This window comes from Mesorhizobium wenxiniae, assembly GCF_002284535.1.
In the GTDB taxonomy this organism is placed as follows: domain Bacteria; phylum Pseudomonadota; class Alphaproteobacteria; order Rhizobiales; family Rhizobiaceae; genus Mesorhizobium; species Mesorhizobium wenxiniae.
Genome location: NZ_NPKH01000039.1, coordinates 156,007 through 172,855, shown reverse-complemented (window position 1 = coordinate 172,855; position 16,849 = coordinate 156,007). Strand labels below are relative to the sequence as shown.

Here is a 16,849-nt window from a genome sequence, read left to right as displayed (position 1 = left end):
CGGGGTCATGCGCGAGGTGGAGCTGACGCCCAGGTCTCCGCGATGGCGACTATGGCGGCATTGATCGGTCCGCTCGGGATCGTCGGCATCACCGACGCGTCGAGGATGAAGATGTTGTCGAAGCCGTTGAGCCGCAAATCCGGGTCGACGACGGCGTCGGCATCCCCGCCCATCCGGCAGGTACCGGCAGGATGATGATGTGTGGAGGCGGCGCTGGCGATGAAAGCGTCAAGGTCGTCGTCCGACTGCACCGGTGATCCAGGCAGAACTTCCACGTCGCGCCACTCGTCCAGCGCTGCATGATGACCAATCATTCGCGCCGCCTTCAGCGCCGTCCGGAAAACCGCCCGGTCATGCTCGGTTTCGAGATAATGCGGGTCGATGATCGGTGCATCGTTTCGGCCCGGCCCGCCCGGTGCGATGTGTCCACGACTGGTCGGATGGGTGACGCCGCATAGAATGGTGAAAGCCGAGCCATAGGATGGTGCATTCAAGCCACCCGCGGCTGATGGAGCAACGACGCAGGCGAGCACAATATCGGGGCCTCCCGTCGAACGGGTCGGATCGCTGCCGTGCAGGTACATCAGCGATTCCGAGTGCTGCAGGCGCGACGGCGGCAGCGGTCTTTTCGTGCTGTAGACATTTCCAAGGGCCAGCAGATGATCCTGCAGATTGCGGCCGACATCGCGTCTGTCGGCGAGGCAGCGTATCCCCGCCCGCTTCAGCGTATCCGGGTCGCCGATGCCAGACCGCATGAGGATGAGCGGCGACGACACCGCGCCGGCGCAAAGAACGACCCTGTCGGCGGAGATCGTCATGCTCGCTCCGTCGCACACGACAGCCACACCCGTGGCCCGCTGGCCTTCCAGCACGAGGTGCTCGACCTCGTGGTCGGTTAGGAGAGCGAGGTTCGGTCGCGTCATGGCCTCCGGCGGCAGATAGGCGTCGGCGACGCTCAGGCGCTTGCCGGCGCGGATGTTCAGCGAATTGGGGCTCGTGCCGGCGAGCTCGCCGCTGTTGTGGTCGGTCAGGACGGGGACCCCCATGGCCTGTCCAGCGGCCATATAAGCGCGGACGACGGGGCTGACCTCCGCATCCGGCAGATAGACGTCCAGCGGTCCGCTGCGGCCGCGCGACGGCGCGTCGAAGGCGGTGAAAGCTTCGCTGCGGACGAAGCCTGGCAACAAGCCCGAAAAGGACCAGCGCTCGCCGCCCGCCACTGCCCAGGGTTGGAAATCATCGGGATGGCCACGCACATAGGCCATGGCATGCAGGCAGCTCGAACCGCCGACGATCTTTCCGCGCGGCCATTCATGGACGCGGTTTGCGGTAAAAGGTTGCGGCACCGTCCGATAGGCCCAGTCATAGGCGCGGCCCTGCAGCATCGTCCATTTCAGCGGGTCGGCGATATCGGGATCGGACGGCATGGTCCCGGCTTCGATCAAGCCGACCCGGCACGAGCTGTCCTCGCTTAGCCGGCTAGCCACCACCGAGCCAGCGGATCCCGCGCCGACGACCAGCACGTCGAAATGACGCATCAATCTGAAAGGCCCCGCGAGCAGGCTTGCTGGCTAGAACGCGCAACGCTCATGCCGCGAACGCGCCGGCATTCGACCGTTCCGTGATTCGTCTTTGCACGGACAGCAAATGCGCGCGCATGGCCGCTTCGGCAGCTTCGGGGTCGCGTTTCGAGATCGCTTCGGCGATCAGACGATGTTCGCCGTCGCGCTCGGCGATCCGCTTAGGGCAGGTGGGTGCTGCGGTGCGTGCGATCTTCACCCGCGCATCGACCCCGACCTGACGCAGCATCTTATAGAATTCGGCGGCAAGATGGTTGCGGGCGGCAGCGACGATGGCGGAATGAAAAGCGAAATCGACCGCGCCCGACGAGGCATTCTCCGGCGTGGTTGCCGCGTCAATGATCCGGGCCGTCTCGAACGAGGAGGCGCGCAGCGATGCCAGCCGGGCGAGGCCCGGCTCCATGAGCAGGCGCAACTCCAGAACCTCGATAGGGTTGGTTACCCTGACGAGCTCTTCGCCGTATCGGGGCAGGGCGGTTGGCGCACGCCTGGCGCGCGCCGGTTTCAAATCACCTGATTGGCGCAGTAACTCGAGCGCCTTGCGAAGCTGATGGCGCTTTACGTTCAGATGTTCGGCTAGGTCACGCTCGGAAGGAAGCTTGCCGCCATCCTGCTGCAACTGGCGGACCGCTGCGATGATGTCGTCGAGATCCGATGATACGATCTGCGGCTCGAATGCGCTCAAAACCAAATCTCCTGTCTGATCGGCGGCGGTCGACTCAGCGTCCTGATATCATATTGTGACACAGAATCGATGAACACGGCACTCAACCAACTCAACCAATCTACATCTGCGCCCTGTGGTTGACAACTCCAGTTGCGCGATGGTTGAGTGCCGCAGTTGTTTCTTTTGACGGCTCACATCTCGGCGGGGCCGTCCTTCTCCCGAGGACCGTGCATGCCGTTTGGAGAAACATTCGACTATGTCATTGTCGGAGCCGGGTCAGCCGGCTGCGTGCTTGCAAACCGCCTGAGCGAAGATCCTGATGTTTCCGTGCTGCTCCTGGAAGCCGGGGACTGGGATCGCGATCCAATGATCCACATCCCGCTCGGCTGGGGTAAGATCCTGACCGAGCGCCGTCACGACTGGATGTATTTCTGCGAGCCCGAGGCCAATGTCGGCGGACGCAAGGTCGAATGCGCGCGCGGCAAGGTCATCGGCGGCTCCTCCTCCACCAACGCCATGGCCTATGTGCGCGGCAATCGTGGCGACTATGATCGCTGGGCGGCCAGCGGGCTCACCGATTGGTCGTTCGACAAGGTGCTGCCCTATTTCAAGAAGCAGGAGCGCTGGGAAAAGGGCGAGAGCGACTATCGCGGCGGCAGCGGGCCACTGAACACGCAGTTCTGCCGCTACAAGGACGAACTGATCGATGCCTTCGCCACAGCCGGCCGGGATGCCGGATACCCCCAGACCGACGACTATAACGGCGCCGTGCAGGAAGGCTTTGGCCGCCTGCAGATGACGATCGCAAACGGTCGCCGCTGCTCGACGGCGTCGGCCTATCTGCGTCCCGCCATGCGCCGCAGCAATGTCAAGGTGCTGACCGGCGCGATGGCGACGAGGATCCTGCTGAAGGATGGGCGGGCGACCGGCATCGCCTACACCAGAGGCGGCGCGACCCACCAGGTGCTGGCGCGGCGTGAGGTCCTGCTTGCCGGCGGCGTCATCAATACGCCGCAGCTGCTGATGCTGTCGGGGATCGGCGATGGCGGCGAGCTCGCCGCGCATGGTATCGAGACGAAAGTCGACCGGCCGCAGGTCGGCAAGAACCTGCAGGACCATGTTTCGGTCATTTTGATGTACCGGCGCAAGCAGCCGGGACCATTCCTGAAGATGATGCGGGCCGACCGTATCGGGCTGGATTTCGTCAAGACCTATCTCACTGGCAAGGGTTTTTCGGGAGACGTGCCCGGCGGGGTCGTGGCGTTTCTGAAAAGCGATGCAAGCCGGCCGTTGCCGGATGTTCAGCTGCTTTTTACGGCTGCACCGCTTGCCGCATGGCCTTACCTGTCGCCATTCAAGGCACCCTTCGCCGATGGCTTTGCGACCCGCATCGTCGCCGTCCAGCCGGAGAGCAGGGGGAGCGTCAAACTGGCGTCGAACGACCCGTTGGCCGCGCCGCTGATCCACCAGAATTTCCTGTCTTCGCCGCGTGACTGGCAGTCGCTTCGCGCCGGCTTCCGCGTTGCGCGCAACCTCGCTGCACAACCGTCGATGACGCAGTTCATCGCATCGGAATTCTTTCCGGGGTCACAATGCCAGAGCGACGACGAGATCGATGAGCATATTCGCAAGACCTCGATCACTGTGCATCATCCAGCCGGCACCTGCCGCATGGGTGTCGACGCCGGCTCGGTGGTCGATCCCGAACTGCGGGTGCGCGGAGTCGCCGGGCTCCGCGCAGTGGATGCTTCCGTGATGCCGGACCTTATTTGCGGCAACATCAATGCGGCGGTCATCATGATCGCCGAAAAGGCCTCGGACCTGATCCGCAGCCGTGCTGAACAAAGCATTGCCGCCTGATCGCTGTCGCGCGGCGTTCAACCAAATCCTTTGGTTGAAAGCAAAATTTGAGTTGGTTGGGCTGCCGTGCGAAGTCGCGGCCGTCATGGCTCGATCCGCACCTGCTGGACGGGTTGTATTTTTCACGTATTTTTGAAATTTTGTGCCCTTTCGCGGCATTTTCCTTTCAAAAAAGCTTCTCAACCAAAAACCTCAAAAATTCTCCATTTTTGGGATTGTCGAGCAAAACCAATCCGAATACGGTTGAGTTGGTTAAACGCATATCCTTCGTGAAGAGAGGTGTCAGACATGTCCTTGGCGCAACCAGCAGACCTTGCCGTCACCAATAAAAAGGCAGCGCTGAAGGGCCTCTATGACGCCCTCTACGAAAAGAACATGTTTCCGTTCTGGGCGACATCGGAAGGCGTCGATCACGACGAGATAAAGCAGCTCATGGCGACGTCGAAGGCGATCCCCTTCGTCTGGTCCTACACCGACATCGAGCCGCTGCTGCAGCGCGCCGCGGAACTGGTGACCATGGACGATAGCGAGCGCCGGTCGCTGATCCTGGTCAATCCGGGTCTTGCGCCCAAGCGCGCCTCGGTCAGCACGATGTACACCGCCTACCGCCTGAACGATCCCGACGAGATCATGCCGCCGCACAAGCATTCGCCGAGCGCCATACGTTTTGGCCTGACCGGCAAGGGCAACTTTACCGGCGTCGAAGGCGAGGATGTGGTTTTCGGCCCTGGCGACATGGTGCTGACGCCGAACGACGCCTGGCACAATCACGGCACGGTCGGCGGCGAACAGGCGGTCAATCTATCGGTTCTCGATCTGCCGCTGGTCGAGACGCTGCACGCCGTGCATTTCGACCACAAATATACCGAGATGGTCGACGGCAAGGAAGTCGAGAAGAAGGTGCAGACCGCCCGGTTCCCGAGCGATTATTCGCAGCGAATCTACGGCGAGGGTGGCTTGATGCCGCGCTTCGTCGACCACAAGCGTGGCGGTGGCCTGTCGTCGCCGATGTATGTCTATCGCTGGGAAAAGATGGAAGCGATCCTCGACGCGCACAAGGATTGGGACGGCGATCCGCACGAAGGCATCGTCATCGACTATGTCGACCCCACCACCGGCGGCCCGGTCTTCCGAACGATCAACTTCTACGTCCAGATGTTGCGGCCGGGCGAGAAGACGCTGCCGCAGCGCGAGACCGCCAGCCTGCTGTTGGCGCCGTTCCGCGGCAATGGCCATTCAATCATCGACGGCAAGCGCTACGACTGGAACCAGTTCGACACGATCGCCATACCGGGCGGTTCGTGGGTCGAGCATGTCAACGGCTCCTCGACCGAGCCGGTCATCTTCTTCGGCGCGACCGATGCGCCGACCCAGAAGGCGCTGCTCCTCTACAAGCGCTGGGGCCGCAACCAGGCCGGCGACCTGCTCCGCACCGTCTAGTCTTTGCAGCGGAAACTGTCCGCGCCGGCATAATGGCGCGGACACCGAAAGAGACGGTTCAGCAGCAAGGGCGGATGAATTTGGTTTCGGCGTTCAACACAAAGCAGATCGGCCATGTCGACTGTCCGGGCGGTGGCCAGGTCTGGGTCGACGGCAACATCCTCTATGTCGGCCACATGCGCCCGCCGAGCGGCACGACGCTGGTCGACATTTCCGATCCGCGCAATCCGAAGAAGATCGCGACGATCGACGTTCCGCCGGGCTGGCACTCGCACAAGGTGCGTGCGCAGGACGGTCTGATGATCATCAACCACGAGCGCTTCGGCAATGCGGGCCCGGCCGATTTCGGAGGTGGCCTGGCGATTTACGACACGACCCGACCGACGGAGCCGAAGCTGATCTCGAAATGGACAACCGGCGGCCATGGCGTGCACCGCTATGACTATGACGGCCGCTACGCCTATATCTCGCCGACCGCCGACGGCTATGTCGGCAACATCGTGATGATCCTCGACCTGATCGATCCGGTAAATCCGGTCGAGGTCGGGCGCTGGTGGATACCGGGGCAGTGGACCGGCGGCGGTGAGGAGTATCCGTGGCATGACTACGTCACGCCGCGCTGCCACCATCCGTTGCGCATGGGCGACCGGCTGTATGTCAGCTACTGGCATCACGGTCTGTTCATCCTCGACATTTCCGACATTTCGAAGCCGAAGCTTGTCTCGCATATCAATTCGAGCCCGAGCTTCCCGCATCCCACGCACACATGCCTGCCGATCCCGCAGCCGCTCAAGGGCCGCAACATCATGGTGGTGGCGGACGAGGATGTCGCCAAACTCCGACCTTCGCCGCCGGCCTTCACCTGGATCTACGACATCACCGACGAGACGAACCCGCTGCCGATCTCGACCTTCCAGGTGCCTGGCCTCGACCCGGATGGCGAACCACAACCGCCGATGACCGGCTGCCATCAGCCTTCCGAGCGCTTCAAGGGCACCATCATTCCGTTTGCATGGTTCGCGCAGGGGCTGCGGCTGGTCGACATCGCCGACCCGTTCGCACCCAAGGAGGTCGGCCATTTCGTGCCCGACGCGCCTGAAGGCGCTGAGCGTTCGTCTTCCAACGACGTCACCATCGACGATCGCGGCATCGTCTACCTTATCGACCGCATCCGTGGCGTCGATATCATCGAAACCAGCGTTCTCTAGGGGGATAGGTTGAACGACAGCACGCGAAAATCCGCCAGCCACTACGCCATCGGCAAGAAGAATCCGAACCTGCCGTTTCATCCGGCGGTGCGGGCCGGCGATTTCATTTTCGTCTCCGGCCAGGTGCCGAAGGACGAGAACAACAACATGATCAGCGGCACGATCGAGGAAGAGACGCTGGCGACGCTGAAGACCATCGCGCGCGTCATTGCCGATGAGGGCGCAACGCTGTCCGATGTCGTGCGGATCACCACCTATCTCGAGGATACGCGCGATTTCGGCCGCTACAACAAGGCGTTCCTCGAAGGGATCGGCGACGCGGTGCTGGCGCGCACGACCGTCGAGGCAAAAGCCGTCATCAACACCAAGATCGAAATGGACGCCATCGTCTACAAGCCGCTGCCGGCCGGCAAGTAGGCCGCGACACAATCGAGGAGACGACATGTACAAGCTTTTGGGACGCCAGACATCGGGCAACGTTCAAAAGGTGCTCTTCATGCTCGAAGAGCTTGGGGCGGCGTATAAGCGCGAGGACTACGGCCGCCAGTTCGAAAACACCCAGACGGCCGAGTACAAGGCGCTCAATCCGACGTCGAAAGTTCCGACGCTGATCGACGGCAACACCGTGATCTGGGAGTCGAACACCATCCTGCGCTATCTCGCGGCATCCGGCGGCGAGCAGCTGAATGGCGCCACCCCGGCGGAAAAGACCGAGGTAGAGCGCTGGATGGATTTTCTGCTGGCAGCTGTCAATCCGGGCTATATGGCCGCCTTCAAGGGCGCCAAGCTGACGCCCGAAGAGCAGACCGCCGAATACAAGGAGCAGGTGAAGGACCTTGTGGCGCAACTCAAGATCGTCGACGGGCATCTGGCCGGCAAGGATTTCCTGGCACTGGGCAAGCTGACCATTGCCGACGTCGCCTGCGCGCCGATCCTGAAGCGCTGTATCGACTTCAAGATCGACCGGCCGTCGCTGCCCAACCTCGAGCGCTGGGTGGCCACAATCGCCGCTCGTCCGGCCTTCAAGGCGGCGACCGCCGCCGCCCCCGCAAAGGCCGCATCATGATCAAGCGCGCCGCCCTCATCGGACTGGGAACGATGGGTCCGGGCATCGCCGCGCGGCTTTCGCGCGGCGGGCTCGACGTGGCGGCGTATGATGTTTCCGATGTCGCGGTCGAACGCGCCAGCGGCATGCTCGACATTGCTGGCGCGATTCTGGACCGTCTCGATATCAAGGCGCCCGCATCGGGCGCTGGCACGGTGCGCTTCGTCCGCACCCTCGCCGAGACTGTCGATGGTGCGGAACTGGTCATCGAGAATGTGCCTGAGAATATCGACATCAAGGCCGAAACCTATCGCGCCATCGACCCGCTGATAGGTTCTTCGGTGATCGTCGCCTCGGACACGTCAGGAATTCCTATCACCAAGCTGCAGGCCCATATTTCGCATCCCGAGAGGTTGGTCGGCATGCACTGGTCGAACCCCCCGCACATCATTCCGATGATCGAGGTGATTGGCGGCGAGAAGACCGCGCCTGAAACCGTGGCGACGATACGCGACCTGATCCGCTCGATCGGGCTGTTGCCGGTGGTTGTGAAGAAGGACGTTCCCGGCTTCGTCGAAAACCGCGTGCTTTACGCGCTGCTGCGTGAAGCGCTCGACCTGGTCGAGCGCGGCGTCATCGAACCGGAGGATCTCGACACCTGCGTATCCTGGGGCATCGGCTACAAGGTCGCCGTCATCGGGCCGATGGCGCTGCTCGATATGGCGGGCCTCGACATCTACAAATCCGTCTCGTCGTTCCTGAACGCCGATCTTTCCAATCGGGATGATGTCGCGCCGATGGTTCTGGAGAAGACCGGTTTATCGAAGTTCGGAATCAAGTCGGGCGAGGGCATGTTCTCCTACACGCCCGAACAGATAAAGGCGCTGCAAGGCGAACGGGCGCGCAAGCTGGTCGCAGTGCGCCGCATCCTCGAGGGCCAGGAGTAGGCGATGGCACGAGTTGCGCAGGAGGCCGGCCGTGTTGGGAATTTCACCTGGTTGGCCGCTCATGCGGACTGCACCATCAAAACCGCGCGGCTGCGGCCAATGACCATGTGTGGGGTGACCGACCATGCAGGTTGAAACCATTCGACCAGCCGGCGGCCGACCCGCCCATATTCGCCACGACGACCTCATTTCCACCAAGGGCGTGTCGGTAATCATGGGCACGGATCAGAACCGGCAACTGATCCTTAGGGATATAGACCTTTCGGTTCCGAAGGGTTCGTTCGTTTCCCTCATCGGTCCGTCCGGTTGTGGCAAAAGTACGTTGCTCAAAGTGCTGGCTGGGCTGGTAGTTCCGAGCAACGGCAGCGTCTCGATCGCCGGCGTTTCGCCAGGCGAGGCGGCGCGCAAACGGATGATAGGTCTGGTCTTTCAGGACGCCAATCTGCTGCCGTGGAAAAACGCCGTCGACAATGCCTCGATGCTGCTAGGCATCGCCGACAAGTCGATGTCGCGCTCGGCGCTGCGGGCGCGTGGACAGGAGATGCTGGAACTGGTGGGCCTTGGCGATGCCGCCCACAAGCGCCCAAACGAACTGTCTGGCGGCATGCGTCAGCGGGTCGCCATCGCCCGGGCTTTGGCGCTTGATCCGGCGGTCTTGCTGATGGACGAGCCGTTTGGTGCTCTTGACGCGATCACCCGCGATTCGATGGGCCAGTCGCTGCTTGAGATCTGGCAGAGGACCGGCAAGACGATTGTCTTCGTGACGCATTCGATCGACGAAGCCATTCAGTTGTCTCGCCAGGTTCATGTGCTGGGGATCAACCCTGGACGCATTACCCAGAGTCTGGACATTCCGCTGCCCTATCCGCGCGACGCTTCCGTGACCGAAGTCCCCGAATTCGTCAGGCTGGTGCTTCAGCTTCGAACGATGCTGCGTTCCAGTCATCAGCCGGGAGGCGCGACGTGAGCGAGCAGCCTCTCACGAACCTCTCCCAGCCAGAGCCTGTTTCCGGCTGGAATGCGGCGATAAGCAGCTGGCTTCCGGCGGTCATCCTTCTGCTGGTGACGATCATGTTGTGGGAAGCCGCGGTGCGGATATTCTCCATATCCTCCTTTATCGTTCCTGCCCCATCCGAGATTGCGAAATCGCTGGTCGCCCAACGGGGCACCCTCATGCAGGCGACGGTGGTCACGGCGGGCGAAATCCTGTTTGGCTTCCTTGTCTCGGTCGTAGTCGGCATTGCGCTTGCTCTCGTCATCGTGCGCTTCGACTGGCTGGGCCGCGCTCTCTACCCGCTCGTCGTGTTGTTCCAGAATGTGCCGAAGGTCGCGCTGGCGCCGATCTTCATCCTCTGGTTCGGCTACGGGCTCGCACCCAAAATCGGCCTGATCCTGGTCATCGCCTTCTTCCCGGTGACGCTGTCGATGCTGGCCGGCATGCAATCGGTCGACCGTTCGCTTCTGTCGCTGATGAATTCGGTTGGTGCCAGCCCGACCCAGATCCTGTTCAGGATCCGTGTTCCCCACTCGCTGCCGAGCCTAATGGCCGGAACCAAAATTGCAGCGACCCTGAGCGTCATCGGCGCCATCGTCGGCGAATTTGCCGGAGCCTCGGACGGGCTCGGCTACGTCATCCAGTTCGCGTCGACCCAGCTCGATACGGCTCTTGTCTTTGCTGCGCTGCTGCTCGTTTCCGTGCTCGGCATCGCCTTCTACTACGCAGCCGAAATTCTAGAACGCTTCGTGGTGCCCTGGGCGCCGAAATTCAGCCGGGCTTAGGATCTTTCGAACAACCAACAAACAAGGGGAACAAACAATGCTGAGACGCTCTCTTATCAAGGCAGCCACCTTTGCGGCGTTTGTCGGCGCGCTTGGCTTCTCGAACGCGGCTCTGGCGGCGGACACGGTCAACGTCCAGCTTGACTGGGTGGTGCGCGGCAATCACGCCATGTTCTTTGTCGGCAAGGAAAAAGGCTTCTTCGCCAAGAACGACATAGATGTCATCGAGGTCCGCAAAGGCTCTGGCTCGCCGGACGCAATGCGCCTCGTGGGCAACGGCAACGCTGAATTCGGCTTCGGCGATCTTCCGACGCTTGCCGTGGCACGATCCCAGAATGTTCCCGTCGTGGCGCTGGCGGCAGTCAACCAGCAGTCGCCGCTGGGCATCATCTCGCTCGCCAAGACGCTCAAGCTGACCAAGCCGTCCGACCTCAAGGGCCTGACCATCGGCATCCATCCGGCAGGCTCCACCTACATCTTCTTCAGGGGTTTTCTGGCTGCCAATGGCATGAGCGAGAAGGACATGACGCTCAACAGCGTCTCGCCGCCTTACGAGAGCTACCTGCTGCTCGGACGCGTGCAGACAGTGGTCGGTTATCTCGACGCCGAAGTGCCCGAACTTGAAGCCAAGGCCGGCGGCCCGGGGTCGCTGAGCATCATGCTCGGCGCGGATCACGGCTGGAAAGCCTATGGCTCGGGGCTGTTCACCTCTGAGGCGATGATCAAGGACAAGCCCGATGTCGTGCGCCGCTTCGTGAAGGCCTACAGGGAAGCTTTCGACTATGTCGCAGCTCATCCGGAAGAAGCCGCCGAGATCACCGCCAAGGCCGTTCCGGGCTACGCGGAAAAGAAGGGTGTGCTGCTGGCCCAGCTCAACGCCGACATCGCTTCGACGTTCAACAGTCCGGCGACGAAGGAGCACCGCCTCGGCTGGATGACCAAGACCCAGTGGGAAGAGACCTTGAAGACGCTGACGGATCAGGGCGTCCTCAAAACGGCCCTGTCGGCCGACGACGTCTTCACTGACAAATTCCTGGCGGCAGAGTGAAGGTCGGGGGCGGTGTCTGACCTGGTGAAAAGCGAGGGTCTATCGACAGGCCAGCCTGTCGTCCGCGCTGCTGCACGTCACGGCCACTTGCCCCTTTGCGGCGCTGGTTCGATCAAGCGCGATTTGAACGCGCGTGGCATATGCCTGGCTGGCCAGGCCGCACCACAGTCGCTCGACGGGCAGGTTTTCGCGCTTGTCGTTGAGGATCGCAAACGTCCCGGTTTTTGGATCGAACCACAGCTCGACACTGGCGCTCCGGCCAGGCGCGGCGGTGGCGATCGTGGCCGAATACCAGTGGGCGAAGTCTGCGTTGCAGGAAAGCGCCTCGCGCCCCGCATTCGAAATCGTCAGCGGCACACGATCGAGCCCGTCGGTGCCGGTTCGCACGGTGATGTGCCGCAATTCAACCGCGCTGGCGAACGACGTGAACGCCAGCGCTATCGGAAGGATGTATCGCACAACCACCTTGCCTGAACTCCGCATGGAATTGTTCAGGCAGTCTACCTCGCGTCTGCGCAATAACAATAAGAATATCTTGGTTCAACCGAACAGAGAGGGTAACATGTCTAAGTTTCTGAAGAGCAGCGTAAGCGCTGTTATATTAAGCGGCCTCTTGCTGGGCAACGCACTTGCCGCCGAGGTCACGTCCATTGCCATCCTGACGCCGGAAGAAGGCACTGATTATGGCTGGAACCAGCAAGGCATCGACGCTGCCAAGGCAGCGGCGAAAGCTGCCGGTGTCGAGATAGTGATGGCGCAGGGGCTCGGCTATGGTGACGTGCGGCCGACATTGCGGGAACTGGCGGCTGACGGCGCCAGCCTGCTGATCGCCCATGCCAGCGGCTACAACACCGCGGCACCCGAAATCGCCAAGGAAACCAAGGTGCCGGTGGCGATCGTCGATACACCGACCGGTCTGGAGAAGGGCCTTGTCGCCGACTACACGCTGAGCGGTCACCAGGGCGCGTATCTTGCCGGTCGTCTCGCCGCCAAGATGTCGCGTTCCAAGTCGGTCGGTATCGTCGTGTCCGGCGAGCCTCCGTCGTGGAACTCGCAGTCGGCTGCGTTCGCGCAGGGCGTCAAGGCCGAGAATCCGGACGTCAAGGTTACCTACGCGGTGATCGGGCCCGCCGCCTACAGCGATGCGGCCGGCGGCAAGCGCGTCACCGAAAGTGTGATCGCGTCCGGCGCCGACATCATCTTCGGCCAGGGCAACGGCTCGAGCTTCGGCATGCTGCAGGCGGTCGAGACGACCAAGGCCGGCGATGGCGGCAAGGTCTATTTCATCGACGTCATCGGCGACAAGACGCCGATCGACAAAGGTTTCCTGCTGTCGTCGGTGGTCTGGAATATCGAGCCGGTCTATGCGGCGATGATCGCCGACCTGAAGGCCGACACGTTCGGTACCAAGAGCTACTCGATCGGCCTCAAGGACGATTCGGTCAAGCTTCTGAAGACCGCGGCGATCCCCGACGATGCCTGGGCAGAGATCCAGACGCTGCGCGAAGACATCATTTCCGGCAAGACCAAGATCGAGCCGGTCTATGATGCAGCAGCCGTCAGGGCGCTGATGACCAGCGTCGCCCAGTAGGGCGATCAAAAGCAGGCTTCCGGAGGGGTGATCCGTTCACCCCTCCGAACCGATTTTATGTTTTCAGGGCCTTGGCTTTCATGAGCAGTGCGTCCTCATTGTCGGTCGACAAGCGCGACATCGTCGCGCTTGAAGGCGTGACCAAACGGTTCCCCGGTGTGGTCGCCAATGACAGCGTCGATCTGGCGATCCGTCCGGGCGAGGTGCATGTGTTGCTCGGTGAAAACGGCGCCGGGAAATCCACCTTGATCGGCATGCTGTCGGGCCTGCAGCAGCCGGACGAGGGGCGCATACTGGTCGACGGCGAGCCTACCGCGATCACATCCCCCCGCCATGCACTGGCGCTCGGCATTGGAACCGTATTCCAGCACATGATGCTGGTGCCGACGCTGACGGTGGCGGAAAACCTGCTGCTCGGCGGACCGTGGTGGCAGCGCCCCAAGACCGAAGAATTGGAAGCGCGCGTCGCGGAAATCACAAGGACACTCGGCATCACGGTCAAGCTGCATGCCAGGGTGTCGGAACTCTCGCTCGGCGAGCAGCAGCAGGTCGAGATCCTGCGCGCGATGGTGCGCAACAGCCGGCTTCTGATCCTCGACGAGTCGACCTCGATGCTAACGCCGAAGGGCATCGACGAGCTTGGCGCGCTTATGCGCCGCCTGGTCGAGCAGGGGTTGGCGATCGTCTTCATCACCCACAAGCTCAAGGAGGCGGCGGCTTTTGGCGATCGAATCTCGGTGCTGAAACTCGGCCGCAAGGTCGGCGAAATTCCTCCCGAGCGGTTTCGTGCATTGGGCGAGCAAGTGATCATCTCTGAGATCGTCGAATTGATGTTCGGCAAGCAGAAGGACGACCCGGAAGCGGCCGAGCGTCCGGTTCGCACCATCCACGCCGAAGCGGCTCCGCTGCTTCAGGTCCATGATCTCGGCGTTGCGCCGACAGACGACGCGCCGGGCCTGTCGTCGATTTCGTTCGATATCCGTCCAGGCGAACTGCTGGGCATCGCCGGTATCGACGGCAATGGCCAGAAGCAACTGGCGGAGGCGCTGGCCGGCCAGCGTGCAACTGCGTACGGTTCGGTGCGGCTGCAAGGAGCGACTATCGACGCGCTGAGCGTCGGCGAACGCCGTGAGCGAGGCCTACGCTATCTGACCGACGACCGGCTCGGCGAGGGCACGGTCGGGACCTTCCCGGTCTCGATCAACTTCTTTCTCAAGCAGGTCGGCGCGGCCCCCTTCTGGCGCAGAGGCGTCGAGCAGCGCGCCGAAATCGACAAGCGCGCGGCCCAACTGGTCCGCGAATACGACGTGCGTACGCCCAGCCTGAAAACGCCGGTCGCCCGGCTCTCCGGCGGCAATATCCAGAAGGTGCTGCTGGCGCGCGAACTCGCCGAAGGCGCAAAAGTGGTGATCTTCAACAAGCCGACCTATGGGCTCGATCTCGCCAACACATTGGCTTCACGCCAGCGAATCCGCGACACGGCGGCTCGCGGCCTTGCCGTGCTGCTCATCTCCACCGATCTGGAGGAGTTGCTCAGCATGTGCGACCGCATCGCCGTCATCGCGAACGGATTGCTCGTCGGCACCGTCGAGAATGCCGACGATGCCCGCACCAAGATAGGTCGCTTGATGATCGGGCTTGCCGCATGAGCATCGACACCGCACCATCCGCCGGTGCAACCGCACTCGATGCCACGGCTGCTGTGGTCACGCGCCGCGATATCCAGCATCGGCTGCTGATGACGCTCGGCCCTATACTGGCCGCGCTGATCATCGCCGGCAGCATCCTGCTTGCCGTCGGCGTCGATCCGCTTGCCTACTATAGCTTTGTGCTCAAGAGAGGGCTTTTATCGCCGCTCGGCATCCAGCAGACGCTGACGCGCATGGCGCCGCTGCTGTTTCTTGCCGCCGGTCTGATCGTGGCCTTTCGCGCCGGCATGTGGAATCTCGGCGGCGATGGCCAGTTCCTGCTCGGCGCGGTAACGGCTGCGGCCAGCGCTCCGGCTCTCGTGCAGGTCATGCCGGCCTGGCTGGCGCTGATCTGCTCGTTCGTCATCGCCATGTTGGTTGCGATGATCTGGTCGCTGGTGCCGGCGCTGCTGCGGGCCTATCAGGGCGTCAACGAGATCATCACCACGCTGATGATGACCTTCCTAGGTACCTCGCTTGCAAATGTGCTGGTCAAGTTGGTGTTTCGCGATCCAGGGACTACCGTGCCGCAGACCCGCACCTTGCCGGTCGAGGACCGGCTGCCGCGCCTGTTCGACACGACCATCACCAGCGGATTGCTTCTGGGACTGGTGGCAATCATCACTGTACATCTGGTGATGACGCGCACCGCCTTCGGCCTGAAGCTGAGGATCGTCGGCGCAAACCCGCGCGCAGCCATCCATGCGGGGCTCGGCGTGCCGAAGCTCACCGTTGCCGTCTTCGCCATTTCGGCCGGGCTGGCCGGCCTTGCCGGCGCCGTCGATATCCTCGGCGTTCAGGGTAACGTCCGCGCCGACTGGAACCCTGCGTATGGGCTTGCAGTCATCCCCGTCGTGTTCCTCGCCCGCATGAACGGCTTTGCCGCCATCGGTTTCGTGTTCCTGCTCTCGGTGCTGTCGATCGGCGGCGAGAGTGCGGCGCGCCGGCTCGGCGTGCCCAATCATTTCACGCTCGTGCTGGTCTCCATCGTGCTGATCGTGCTCGCGCTCGCCGAATACCTCGATCACCGCTACAACCAGTCGCGAAGGGAACTGAAGCGATGACCGGGCTGTTCGGCGAAATCTTTCTCAGCGCGCTTTTGTTTGGCGCGGTCACCGCGGCGATCCCGCTGCTGCTGGCCGGTCTCGGCGAACAGATGTCCGAAAAGGCCGGCGTACTCAACATCGGCATCGAGGGCATGATGCTGGCCGGCGCCTATCTCGGCTTTGTCGGCGCCTTCTATTCCGGATCGCTGTGGCTCGGCTTTCTCACCAGCGCCGGCGGTGGTATCGCGGTGGCGCTGGTCATGGCGCTGCTTTGCGTGCGCATCGGGTTGAACCAGATCGTCATCGGCATCGCGCTGACGCTCGGACTGGAAGGTCTGACGGCTCTGCTCCACCATTTCCAGTTTTCGCGCAGCTATCCCCGCCTGCCGGCAGTAGACGTGACCGTCATTCCGTTGCTGTCGGACATTCCGGTCATCGGGCCGGCGCTGTTCAGGCAGCATCTCAGCGTCTATCTCGCGGTCGCGCTGGTTTTCGCCATGGGCTACGTCTATCGGCGCACGCAGCTCGGCCTCAACCTGCAGGCGGCGGGCGATAAGCCGGCCGCCCTTGACGTCGCCGGCATTGACGTCGTGCGAACCCGCACCATCGCCGTGCTGACGACGGGAGCGCTGGCGGGGCTCGGCGGCGCCTTTCTCGCCAATGTCGGCGCAGGCCTGTTCATTCCGTTCATTACCAATGGCGCGGGCTTTCTCGGCATCGTGCTGGCCATGCTGGCGCGCGGCCGACCGGTCTGGGTGCTGTTCGGCGCCTTGCTGTTCGGCGTCTGCCTGTCGCTGACGACGGCCATGCAGGTGGCCGGCATCAACATACCAACCGACGTCATCCAGATGCTGCCGTTCCTGGCGGTGATGATCATGCTGGTGCTGTTCGGCCGGCGGGCCAGTCTGCCGGCAGCGCTCGGTATTCCTTACGAGCGCGGCGCGCGCTGA

The 16,849-nt window shown here is 62.5% G+C and carries 16 protein-coding genes; 13 read left to right on the top strand and 3 right to left on the bottom strand.

Annotation, left to right across the window (positions count from 1 at the left end; genetic code table 11):
* Nucleotides 1-5: 5 nt before the first annotated feature.
* Nucleotides 6-1,541, bottom strand: coding sequence for a GMC family oxidoreductase (locus CIT31_RS31050; protein WP_206073438.1), 1,536 nt, complete (start codon nucleotides 1,539-1,541; stop codon nucleotides 6-8).
* A 46-nt stretch (nucleotides 1,542-1,587) separates the two neighbouring features.
* Nucleotides 1,588-2,265, bottom strand: coding sequence for a FadR/GntR family transcriptional regulator (locus CIT31_RS31045; RefSeq protein ID WP_029353619.1), 678 nt, complete (start codon nucleotides 2,263-2,265; stop codon nucleotides 1,588-1,590).
* Between the two features lie 213 nt (nucleotides 2,266-2,478).
* Between CIT31_RS31045 and CIT31_RS31040 the strand changes: the two genes are divergently transcribed.
* The 9 genes from CIT31_RS31040 to CIT31_RS31000 all read left to right on the top strand — a co-directional run bounded on the left by CIT31_RS31040 (nucleotide 2,479) and on the right by CIT31_RS31000 (nucleotide 11,574).
* The gene (locus CIT31_RS31040; protein ID WP_095521664.1) at nucleotides 2,479-4,107 is read left to right on the top strand and encodes a GMC family oxidoreductase; all 1,629 of its coding nucleotides are present in this window, start codon (nucleotides 2,479-2,481) and stop codon (nucleotides 4,105-4,107) included.
* 288 nt (nucleotides 4,108-4,395) lie between these two features.
* Entirely contained in the window at nucleotides 4,396-5,547 is a 1,152-nt protein-coding gene (locus CIT31_RS31035; protein ID WP_095521663.1) for a cupin domain-containing protein, read from the top strand.
* 74 nt (nucleotides 5,548-5,621) lie between these two features.
* Nucleotides 5,622-6,755 (top strand): LVIVD repeat-containing protein, encoded by a 1,134-nt coding sequence (locus tag CIT31_RS31030; protein ID WP_029353625.1) that lies wholly within the window; start codon nucleotides 5,622-5,624, stop codon nucleotides 6,753-6,755.
* A 9-nt stretch (nucleotides 6,756-6,764) separates the two neighbouring features.
* Entirely contained in the window at nucleotides 6,765-7,172 is a 408-nt protein-coding gene (locus CIT31_RS31025) for a RidA family protein (protein ID WP_095521662.1), read from the top strand.
* Between the two features lie 25 nt (nucleotides 7,173-7,197).
* A complete protein-coding gene (locus CIT31_RS31020; protein ID WP_095521661.1) occupies nucleotides 7,198-7,821 on the top strand; it encodes a glutathione S-transferase family protein in 624 nt (207 codons plus the stop codon).
* Nucleotides 7,818-8,747 (top strand): 5-formyl-3-hydroxy-2-methylpyridine 4-carboxylate 5-dehydrogenase, encoded by a 930-nt coding sequence (gene fhmpcd1, locus CIT31_RS31015; protein ID WP_095521660.1) that lies wholly within the window; start codon nucleotides 7,818-7,820, stop codon nucleotides 8,745-8,747. The genes CIT31_RS31020 and fhmpcd1 overlap by 4 nt, the downstream gene beginning before the upstream one ends.
* Before the next feature lie 124 nt (nucleotides 8,748-8,871).
* Complete coding sequence (locus tag CIT31_RS31010; RefSeq protein WP_095521659.1) at nucleotides 8,872-9,714, top strand: ABC transporter ATP-binding protein; 843 nt, start codon at nucleotides 8,872-8,874, stop codon at nucleotides 9,712-9,714.
* Nucleotides 9,711-10,526 carry an ABC transporter permease gene (locus tag CIT31_RS31005; protein WP_095521658.1) on the top strand — a complete coding sequence of 272 codons (816 nt, stop codon included), beginning with the start codon at nucleotides 9,711-9,713 and terminating at the stop codon, nucleotides 10,524-10,526. The genes CIT31_RS31010 and CIT31_RS31005 overlap by 4 nt, the downstream gene beginning before the upstream one ends.
* Nucleotides 10,527-10,563: 37 nt before the next feature.
* Entirely contained in the window at nucleotides 10,564-11,574 is a 1,011-nt protein-coding gene (locus tag CIT31_RS31000) for an ABC transporter substrate-binding protein (RefSeq protein ID WP_095521657.1), read from the top strand.
* A 39-nt stretch (nucleotides 11,575-11,613) separates the two neighbouring features.
* Here CIT31_RS31000 and CIT31_RS30995 read toward each other — a convergent pair whose 3' ends face one another.
* The gene (locus tag CIT31_RS30995; protein WP_245316531.1) at nucleotides 11,614-11,976 is read right to left on the bottom strand and encodes a hypothetical protein; all 363 of its coding nucleotides are present in this window, start codon (nucleotides 11,974-11,976) and stop codon (nucleotides 11,614-11,616) included.
* Nucleotides 11,977-12,136: 160 nt separating this feature from the next.
* On the opposite strand from CIT31_RS30995, the gene CIT31_RS30990 reads away from it, so the two are divergent.
* From CIT31_RS30990 to CIT31_RS30975, 4 genes are all read left to right on the top strand, one after another.
* A complete protein-coding gene (locus tag CIT31_RS30990; RefSeq protein ID WP_095521656.1) occupies nucleotides 12,137-13,165 on the top strand; it encodes a putative B6 ABC transporter substrate-binding protein in 1,029 nt (342 codons plus the stop codon).
* An 80-nt stretch (nucleotides 13,166-13,245) separates the two neighbouring features.
* Nucleotides 13,246-14,814, top strand: a complete 1,569-nt coding sequence (locus CIT31_RS30985) for a putative B6 ABC transporter ATP-binding protein (protein ID WP_095521655.1) — start codon at nucleotides 13,246-13,248, stop codon at nucleotides 14,812-14,814.
* Nucleotides 14,811-15,917 (top strand): putative B6 ABC transporter permease subunit 2, encoded by a 1,107-nt coding sequence (locus CIT31_RS30980; protein WP_095521654.1) that lies wholly within the window; start codon nucleotides 14,811-14,813, stop codon nucleotides 15,915-15,917. The genes CIT31_RS30985 and CIT31_RS30980 overlap by 4 nt, the downstream gene beginning before the upstream one ends.
* Complete coding sequence (locus tag CIT31_RS30975) at nucleotides 15,914-16,849, top strand: putative B6 ABC transporter permease subunit 1 (protein WP_095521653.1); 936 nt, start codon at nucleotides 15,914-15,916, stop codon at nucleotides 16,847-16,849. Before CIT31_RS30980 ends, CIT31_RS30975 begins: the two co-directional genes overlap by 4 nt.

What these genes read in the sequence shown, in the direction of transcription:
- CIT31_RS31040 (WP_095521664.1), top strand. Translation starts at nt 2,479, where the DNA reads ATGCCGTTTGGAGAAACATTCGACTATGTCATTGTCGGAGCCGGGTCA.
- CIT31_RS31010 (WP_095521659.1), top strand. Translation starts at nt 8,872, where the DNA reads ATGCAGGTTGAAACCATTCGACCAGCCGGCGGCCGACCCGCCCATATT.
- CIT31_RS30985 (WP_095521655.1), top strand. Translation starts at nt 13,246, where the DNA reads ATGAGCAGTGCGTCCTCATTGTCGGTCGACAAGCGCGACATCGTCGCG.
- CIT31_RS31035 (WP_095521663.1), top strand. Translation starts at nt 4,396, where the DNA reads ATGTCCTTGGCGCAACCAGCAGACCTTGCCGTCACCAATAAAAAGGCA.
- fhmpcd1 (WP_095521660.1), top strand. Translation starts at nt 7,818, where the DNA reads ATGATCAAGCGCGCCGCCCTCATCGGACTGGGAACGATGGGTCCGGGC.
- CIT31_RS31000 (WP_095521657.1), top strand. Translation starts at nt 10,564, where the DNA reads ATGCTGAGACGCTCTCTTATCAAGGCAGCCACCTTTGCGGCGTTTGTC.
- CIT31_RS30990 (WP_095521656.1), top strand. Translation starts at nt 12,137, where the DNA reads ATGTCTAAGTTTCTGAAGAGCAGCGTAAGCGCTGTTATATTAAGCGGC.
- CIT31_RS30980 (WP_095521654.1), top strand. Translation starts at nt 14,811, where the DNA reads ATGAGCATCGACACCGCACCATCCGCCGGTGCAACCGCACTCGATGCC.
- CIT31_RS31020 (WP_095521661.1), top strand. Translation starts at nt 7,198, where the DNA reads ATGTACAAGCTTTTGGGACGCCAGACATCGGGCAACGTTCAAAAGGTG.
- CIT31_RS30975 (WP_095521653.1), top strand. Translation starts at nt 15,914, where the DNA reads ATGACCGGGCTGTTCGGCGAAATCTTTCTCAGCGCGCTTTTGTTTGGC.
- CIT31_RS31030 (WP_029353625.1), top strand. Translation starts at nt 5,622, where the DNA reads ATGAATTTGGTTTCGGCGTTCAACACAAAGCAGATCGGCCATGTCGAC.